The organism is Mucilaginibacter sp., assembly GCF_041663085.1.
Classification (GTDB): Bacteria; Bacteroidota; Bacteroidia; order Sphingobacteriales; family Sphingobacteriaceae; genus Mucilaginibacter.
In genome coordinates, this window is the sequence record NZ_JBAZRC010000184.1 from 1 (window position 1) to 8,563 (window position 8,563).

The 8,563-nt window shown below is 43.9% G+C and carries 8 protein-coding genes; 4 read left to right on the forward strand and 4 right to left on the reverse strand.

Annotated elements, in window-relative coordinates; all coding sequences use genetic code 11:
- Positions 1-345: 345 nt before the first annotated feature.
- On the reverse strand, positions 346-1,560 hold the full coding sequence (locus tag WC615_RS21390; RefSeq protein WP_372980087.1) for a dicarboxylate/amino acid:cation symporter: 1,215 nt from the start codon (positions 1,558-1,560) through the stop codon (positions 346-348).
- Positions 1,561-1,693: 133 nt separating this feature from the next.
- Between WC615_RS21390 and WC615_RS21395 the strand changes: the two genes are divergently transcribed.
- Both WC615_RS21395 and WC615_RS21400 read left to right on the forward strand, forming a co-directional pair.
- Entirely contained in the window at positions 1,694-2,272 is a 579-nt protein-coding gene (locus WC615_RS21395; RefSeq protein WP_372980088.1) for a nitroreductase, read from the forward strand.
- 344 nt (positions 2,273-2,616) lie between these two features.
- Complete coding sequence (locus tag WC615_RS21400; RefSeq protein WP_372980089.1) at positions 2,617-3,405, forward strand: murein L,D-transpeptidase catalytic domain family protein; 789 nt, start codon at positions 2,617-2,619, stop codon at positions 3,403-3,405.
- Positions 3,406-3,490: 85 nt separating this feature from the next.
- Here WC615_RS21400 and WC615_RS21405 read toward each other — a convergent pair whose 3' ends face one another.
- A complete protein-coding gene (locus tag WC615_RS21405) occupies positions 3,491-5,053 on the reverse strand; it encodes a L,D-transpeptidase family protein (protein WP_372980090.1) in 1,563 nt (520 codons plus the stop codon).
- A 118-nt stretch (positions 5,054-5,171) separates the two neighbouring features.
- Here WC615_RS21405 and WC615_RS21410 point away from each other — a divergent pair, with 118 nt between their 5' ends.
- A complete protein-coding gene (locus tag WC615_RS21410; RefSeq protein ID WP_372980091.1) occupies positions 5,172-5,684 on the forward strand; it encodes a DinB family protein in 513 nt (170 codons plus the stop codon).
- 105 nt (positions 5,685-5,789) lie between these two features.
- Here the strand turns inward: WC615_RS21410 and WC615_RS21415 are convergent, their stop codons facing one another.
- The gene (locus WC615_RS21415) at positions 5,790-6,419 is read right to left on the reverse strand and encodes an HAD family hydrolase (RefSeq protein WP_372980092.1); all 630 of its coding nucleotides are present in this window, start codon (positions 6,417-6,419) and stop codon (positions 5,790-5,792) included.
- 9 nt (positions 6,420-6,428) lie between these two features.
- Entirely contained in the window at positions 6,429-7,682 is a 1,254-nt protein-coding gene (locus WC615_RS21420; protein WP_372980093.1) for an MFS transporter, read from the reverse strand.
- Between the two features lie 102 nt (positions 7,683-7,784).
- Here WC615_RS21420 and WC615_RS21425 point away from each other — a divergent pair, with 102 nt between their 5' ends.
- Entirely contained in the window at positions 7,785-8,495 is a 711-nt protein-coding gene (locus tag WC615_RS21425) for a DNA alkylation repair protein (RefSeq protein ID WP_372980094.1), read from the forward strand.
- Positions 8,496-8,563: the final 68 nt, after the last annotated feature.

Consider the following 8,563-nt stretch of genomic DNA (forward strand, 5'->3'; position numbering starts at 1 on the left):
TTACACCATAATAAATGTATATGGTTTGGCATTATAACATATCCATAAAGCCATATTCTTTTGTTAGATACTAAAAAACGAAGACTATCAAGTACAATTTGTTTGTGTTCTTCCGGTTGGAGCAATGCTTGCCAGTTTAAACATGTTGCCGTGAAAAACTCTATACCCTGACGCATAATGCAATATAATAATAACTCGGATAGTGGTGCGGTGATAACACCGACCACAGGCTGAAATTAGTTGATGTCAATCTTATTGGTAAAGCGGTAAAACCTTAAGCCTATGTGCGGTTCGCTGGTGAAACAAATCCAGTATTCAGACTTAAGCATCTTTGCATAAACCTGACTACGCCACCTGCTTCTCCCCGGCAAATCTATTAATCAGCATCGCGGCTGCTGTATCGCCAGTGGCGTTTAATAGCGTGGCTACGGGGTCAATTAATGTGCCGATGATAATGGCGGGTGGCAGGGCCTCGGGTGGGAAGCCGTAAGCCGATATAAACAGCAGCTCGCCGATGTAGCCGCCGTTGGGGATGCCGCCTTCAACAATACTTACCAATACTGTCATGCCCAGCGCCAGTATGATCACTTCGGCGCTGTCAAAGCTTCTGCCGAACATTGCAAATACTACCGACATTTTCAGGATAGAAGAAATACTGGAACCATCCTTATGCAAAGTACCCATCAACGGGATAGTTATCCCCGCAATAGCGTCGGTAACACCCATTTTTTTGGCTGCATCTAAATTGGCAGGTATAGTGGCAATACTGCTGCAGGTGCCCACCGCAGTAGCCGAGGGAATAATGTTGTTTTCCCAGTAACGTTTAATGCCCTTTATGCCACCGGCAATAAAAGCGTAAAGGCTGTAAAATACGGCATAGTAAAACAAGCTTACGCCATAGCCAATACCCAACACATGGGCATAAGTGCCAAATAATGACGGGCCAAACACGGCTACCTGGTAAGCAAAATATGCGCCTAAGCCAATAGGGCCGGCTTTCATGATGATGCCGAATACGTGCTTAAACACCTCATTCCCCGCGTTTAAAAACTGCACAAATGCTTTGCCTTTTTCGGCTGCGCTGCGTGCGCCAAAACCAACCAATATGGCAAAGATGATCATGGCCAGCATATTTTTACGCGATAGCAGGTTGAAAAACTCGCTCGTAGTAAACAGTTGGGTTATCTGGTCGCCGGATAGATTTTTGCCTGTTTCTGCAGGGGGGGTACCAGCTGCCGCAAATGACGTTTGGCCTATAGGGAAAAGCCATAAAGCAATAATAGTAAGCAGCGCCGCCATGATCAGCGTGCCCAAAAATACTGCCGACATTACACTCATAATACGCCCCAGCTTTTGCGAGCCATGTAAATTGGCAATGGCCGAAGAAATGGCAAAAAACACCAAAGGTATCACGGCAACAAACAACAGGTTCAGGAATATATCGCCTATTGGTTTTAGTATTTCGGCCCGTGGCCCCAGCACTACACCGGCAATGCTGCCTGCAATAATACCGGCTATCAGCCAAATCATTCCGCTATAATTTTTTATCCAGTTACTCATTTATTCCCTGCTGTATTGATGGTTAACTAATCGCTCAGAAAGGTAAATAATATCCCTCTTAAAATATTTATTCATGCAACTTATTTCTCTATTTTTGCGCATGCCTAAATCAGGCTGTTATACTTTTACAACTATGGACACTACATTTTCAGCAATCGCAAATAACATCAAGGCCCGCCGTACCATTAAACCGTCGACCATGAACGGTAACAAGATCCCGAATGGCCATATCGCTTCTATATTAGAGCTGGCCGACTGGGCTCCAAACCATGGTAACACCGAGCCTTGGCGTTTCATTGTGTTTGAAGACCCTACAGTTTACTGCGCACAACACGCCGAACTATACAAAGCTGCTAACCCCGGCGAAAGCTTTAACCCAACTGTATACACAAATTTTCAAAACCAGGCTAACAACGCATCGCATGTTATTATAGCGTACCAAAAACGTGGCGATCTGCCAAAGATACCGCAGTTTGAGGAAGTGATAGCAGCATCATGCGCGGTACAAAACCTATTGCTGGGTGCAACCGCGTTAAATATCGGTGCTTTCTGGAGTACCGGTGGTATGGTGTTAAAACCATCATATGCCGATCACTTTGGTTTAGGAGCCGAGGATAGCGTTTTAGGCGTTCTGTTTCTGGGTTATACAGATGTACAGCCCGAAGGCAAAAGAAAAACACCTATTGAAGAAAAGATCACCTGGAATAAATAAGATCTTTCTACTAAGAGTTTTAAAAGGTTGCTGTTCTCAGTAACCTTTTTTGTTTAACAGGCCCTGGCGGGGGAGTAAATTGAAAACGCTTGTTACAAAAGCAGCGTTTGACAGTGCGGGTAAATCTATCCAACATCTGTGCGTTATAAATATGCAGCCTTAATAATATTCTAAAAAGTTTTGAGTTTAATTTAATGGATATAAAATTTCATGATAGTAGACTATTAGACTGCTGTGACAATATTTTTATTGGTTTTGCGTATATTTGTATTAACAATTTCATCTAATAATACATCATTGGAAGACTTGTTACCAATTTAAACTAACTATTAAACCCAATATTTATGAGGAAACACTTGTGGTGGATCATTGGCGCTTTATTGTTATTTTCTATTACGGTTATCAGTTGGAAACCGTTTAGCGCGATCAAGACAAACAGTACGGTTACAAAAAAACTTGGTGCAAAAGAACTTTTTGCGCAATACGTATCTGATATTTATAATACAGCAAACCTGCAGCAAACCGGTATGGATGCAGCAGTACTTCAAAAAGCCGTTACTGGTTATTTAAACCTTAAACTAGCTAACAAACTATCTCCAAACAGCAACGTCATCACTGTGGTCGATTTTACAAAATCGAGCCGTGAAAAACGTATGTGGATCATCGATATATTAAATAAATCGTTGATATTAAACACATGGGTTGCTCACGGGCAGGGTAGTGGTGATGATATGGCCAGTCGTTTTTCAAACAACGACGAGTCGCATCAAAGCAGCCTGGGCTTTTATTTGGCAAGTGAAGTTTACTTTGGTAAACACGGCCGTTCGTTAAAGCTGGATGGTTTAGATGCAGGCATTAACAGCGCTGCGCGTGCGCGTGGTATTGTAATACATGCTGCCGATTACGTGTGCCAGAATACCATTAACCAGATAGGCCGTTTAGGCCGCAGTTTTGGTTGCCCTGCTGTATCGCCCGAGGTATCTGACAAGGTTATCAATACCATAAAAGGCGGTTCTATGCTGTATATTAATGGTAACGATAGGAACTATACTTCAAAGTTGCTTGATGATACTGCACCGGCCAATTTTATAGCGCCCGATACAACAGGGGCGGCTACTATGGCTAAGCTTTAAACAAACTAAATTATTATAGAAAAGCCCGTCAGCTTAACTCGACGGGCTTTCTTTTTGAAATAACTTTATACTTTCAATCTTAAACTTACAACGAAGCTACCTGCTCTGCATTGGCCAGAAACTTTTGCAGATGGGCGTATAATACCACGTCTAACCCGTAAACATCGGGGCGGTATTGCAGGGTGTTATTCTCGTCGGCCCAACAGGTTATGTAAGTAATATAAACCGGCATCTTTTTAGGTAACGCAATAGTGGTAGGTTCGGGGTTATCCTCACTCATAGCTTTAACAATTTTATCATAGGTAGCACCTTCGCCAAATACCGCTTTTGCTAATGCCTGCGGGTCGCCAAGGCGAACACAACCATGGCTTAAAGCACGCATAGTTTTTGTGAACGCGCTTTTTGCAGGAGTATCATGCAGGTAAACACTGCTGTTATTGTTGAAAAGGAACTTTATTTTCCCTAAGGAATTATCATCACTGGGGCGTTGTTTAAATTCATACTTGTCTTTTGATGCCTTTGACCAGTCGATGGTTTCCGGATCTTCCACTTTTTTGCCATTCTCATACACATCTATACCTTTGTTAGACAGGTAGTAAGGGTCCTGTGCGGCCTCAACCATTATCTCTTTACTGGCAATGCTTTGCGGGATGTTCCAAACCGGGTTAACCTGCACACTGTGTATCATGCTGTTAAGCTGTGGGGTTTCCCGGCTAAAAGGGCGGTCTATCTTATCACTATCATCGTATTCAACTAAAGTGTTTGCATTGTCTGTATTGCGGCCTTCGCCAACTACAACCTTCATGTTCAGGATAGATTTACCGTTCTGCATCACATCCAGGCGGTAATCAGGAATATTAACAATTACATATTCGGGCTGGCTTGGCTTATTCTTCCAGCGCAGGCGCTCCATATTTACTACCAGGTAACGCTGGGTTTCTTCTTTGCTCATACCCTGTGCAGTACCGCCGGCCAGCAAGGCTTTTTGCAGTATCAGGTATTGCGGGTCTTTTGGTTGGATACTATCCAGGTAAGCTTTAAGGTTTGTTGCACGCAGGGTTTTTAGCATCGAAGTGCTATCCGGGCGTTTAGTTGCGGTAAAGTAACGCGAGTATATTTTACGCGGACTGATCATGCCATACTCTAAAGCGCTTGAATAATTGATCAGCGAATTAGCTGTCAATATCTCCAGTTCGGCTATGTCATGGTAAGCCTCATCTAAATTTTTAATGGCTTTTTTATCCTTGAATTTGGCAACCAGTTGTTTTATCTGGTCAGCCTTAAACATCCTCGGATCAAGCCCGTGTTCGTTTGCTTTTTCAAAATAGCTGGCGGTAAGGTCAACATCGCCATTAAAAATATGATCCATTACAAATACCGGGTCGTAATCATTCCCCTCATAAAAGGAAGAGATAAGCTTAGGATTGGCAAGTTTAGCTTTATCGTTTGCCAGTACTTTTTTAAATACTTCGGCTAGCCCTTCTGGGGTGGCATCTTTAAATACCTTATTCTGGGTTTTCTTAAAAAGTTCGGCGCCCAGGTCAGAGCGGCTTTTCTTTTTACAGCTTTGGATGGTTAAGGTAAGTACACAAAACAGAAACACGAATACCGGCAGGGCCGATCTTTTTATAGTAGCAGATATTGTCATATTGAAATTCATTTATACGCAGCAATGCAATAGCTATACCATAAAGCTGTGCAAACATTTATTTACGCTTTTACTTTTTGCTGATGCGATAAAGTACACCTTTAATTACATTTGATGTATGGCAAATAATACCCTCCCCGAAGTTTGGCTGCGCGGGCCTTTAAAAGATACCCCTGCTTTGTTACAGCCAGTTGCACACGCTTTATTGCAGGCACGCGAGGAATTGAACGCCTTAATGCTTAATTTTCCGGATGCGTTACTGTGGGAGAAAGTTGCCGGGATGGCTTCGCCGGGCTTTCATTTGCAGCATTTGGCAGGAGTGCTGGACAGGCTTTTTACTTATGCACGCGGCGAAGCATTGACCGAACAGCAACTAAATTACCTGCAAGGCGAAGGCAAACCGACCACAAAAACATACACGGTTTTAGAATTAGTTGAAAATTTTAATGATCAGGTTAACGCAGCCTTGCAGCAATTGGGCAAGGAGGATGGGAACCGGCTAACCGATTTTAGGGGGGTAGGCCGGGCGCAACTGCCGTCAACCGTAATTGGGCTTTATACGCATAGCGCGGAGCATACCATGCGGCATTTGGGGCAATTGATTGTTACGGTTGCGGTATTGAAAAATTGAGGTTTTTTGCAGTGAACGGCGCCCTTAAAACGGATTTTTTCGGCCTTGATTCGTCTTTTTTCGCCCGCGGATTTCTTTGGGGAGCCCTGGGATAGCCCTAAACCGCTACTTCATCACAATTTGCGCCACATCGCCGTAATGGGCGGCGCGGTAGGTAACACCGGTGTCGGGGTACCTGTCCATCGGGTCGAAAAGAAAAGTATCGATGCCCAGTTCAATGGCCGCCTTGATCTCTGATTTTGGGTCGTCGCCAATAACCAGTACTTCCTCTTTGGTGTAACCATTCTCCCGCATTATCTTTTGGAAAATATCTTTTTTGGTCAGGTTGCTTTGCTCCGGGTCTACCACGTAAACCTGTTTAAAATCGCCGCCAATGTTCAGCATCGCTACCTTGCTCATTTGCAGTTTGGTAAAACCGGTGGTCACCAAGAATTTATCAATGGGGATCCGGCGCAGATCGTTGTACTGCTCATATGGGTACATCGGTTCCTCAAACCTGATGTTGCTTAACATTTGCATGCCCTGCTGCTTCAATTCATCACTAAAACCAAACTCATCGGCTACATGCTGGTAGGGGCGTCGTGTAAGCTCGTGTTTCGCTTTTTCAGCGGCTTGCCTATCGGCTTCGCCAAGGTTCTCGTCAATCAGCTTAAACAGTTTTGCAAACAGGTGGTCGGCAATAGAGCTAACGGGATAGATGGTATTATCAAGATCAAGTATTAAAACACGTTTCATAGGTACAATTTAAGGTAATTGTTCGGGCAGCGTGGCTATCTCTTCGGCAGGAACAGTTTCTATAGCCGTTTTGTTGTTGCTGAGATAAAGTAAATAATACCCAGCGGCTGTTAAAACTGATAGAATGCCCAGCAGCCACCACAAATGTGCAAAACCGCCATAGTTAATTACCTGGCTGCCCAAAGCAGGCGCCACTACCTGCGCTACCGACCACGATATGGTATACAGCGCCGCGTATTCGCCGCGGTTATAATTGTTGGTACGGGCTATCCAAAAGCTGTTCATAAAAGGCATGCTCATGATCTTGCCCAGGGTTACCAGTATAACTACCAGCACAGCCGTTGCTACACCAGCTGGCAAAATATTGAGCAATACAAAGCCCGACCCGGTTATCAACACACCCCAAACAATATAAGTTAAGGCGTGCCTTTTACCTTCAAGGTAATTAATAAGCACCATTTCTATAACTACAATCAGGATGCCGTTCAACGCCAGCAGGAAACCTATTAAACGCTCGCCAAAGTGCCAGTTGATCTTATAAAATACCGGCTCCATGATAAAGAACTGGAAAAAGCATAAGCCAAATACGGTAGACAGGAAGATGAACCACAGGTAGGTTTTATCCTTATAAGCCGATGAAACAGGACCTGTTGCCACAGGTTTAATTTCCGATTTTTTGATAGCTGCGCGTGGCATCAGCTTTAGCAACATTAGCGCCGCGAATATGTTGGTGCAACCATCAACCCAAAACAATAAATGGTAATTGATGGATGCCAGGTAGCCGCCCAAGCCACCGCCAAATGCCCAGCCCAGGTTTACTGCCAGCCGGTTTAGGGAATAGGAGCGGGTCTTGTTCTCGGGCGAGCTGTAATGCGCAATTGCCGTAGAGTTTGCAGGCCTGAATGCCTCGTTACAAAAACTGAGTATAAAAGTGCCGATAGCCAGTGATAAAAAGGTGCGTTGGTAACCCAAGATGATAAACAGGATGCCCCCACTTAAAAGCGTAACCACCTGCAGGTCATAAAAGCCTATCTTATCGGTAAGTTTTCCACCTATAAAGGCACCAACTATAGATCCGGCACCAAATAGTGCCATAATATAGCCGGCCTGTACCACATTAAAACCAAGCTGGTTAATACAATAAATGCTCAGGAAAGGCACCACCATTGTACCGCTGCGATTGATAAACATCACCACGCTGAGGTACCAGCTGTTTGGCGATAAACCGCTGTAAGCTTTTTTGTATAGGTGGATTATTGACACGGGTTAGGGACGGTTAAATTAGAAGCATCAAAAATAGTATTTGATTTTGCCTGTATGTATTAAATGTGAAAATATCTAAATTTATTATTCAAACCAGGCACCATGAATGTTACCGAAATTATGGCCGAACTGCAATCAAAAGGCAGCGAAAGTATCAAGAAGATATTAGTGAAACACGGCGTTAAAGAACCATTCTTCGGGGTTAAAATAGAATATTTAAAGCCGATACAGAAAAAAGTTAAGATGGATTACCAACTTGCAAAAGACCTGTTTGCCACCGGCAATGCTGATGCCATGTACCTTGCGGGGCTGATAGCCGATGATGAAAAAATGACTAAAGCTGATCTGCAAGCCTGGGTTGAGCAGGCTGTTTCAAACAACATCAGCGAGTATACCGTGCCGTGGGTAACTGCCGGTAACCCGCATGGTTTTGAACTGGCGTTGGAATGGATAGATAGCCCGGTAGGACATGTTGCCGCAAGTGGCTGGGCTGCACTGAGTAATATTGTAGCGTTGAGACCGGATAGTGAACTGGATATAGAAAAATTAGGAGCTTTGCTTAAAAGGGCCGGGCGAGATATCCGCCAGTCTGAAGATAGGGTGTGTTATCATATGAACAGCTTTGTTATTTCGGCCGGCTCGTATGTAGCGGCTTTGGCTAATGAAGCCATGGCTACGGCGAATAAAATAGGCGTGGTAACGGTTGATAAAAATGGCACCTCATGCAAAGTGCCCGTAGCAACCGAATACATTAAAAAAGTATGGGATAAGCGCGGCGGCATTGCGGCAAAAAAGAAAGATGTTAAATGCTGATGCTCGTAAAACCCTGGTCTAAGTTTTCAACTTAGACCCAAAACAAATCAAGCTTTCAGCTTGCGAAA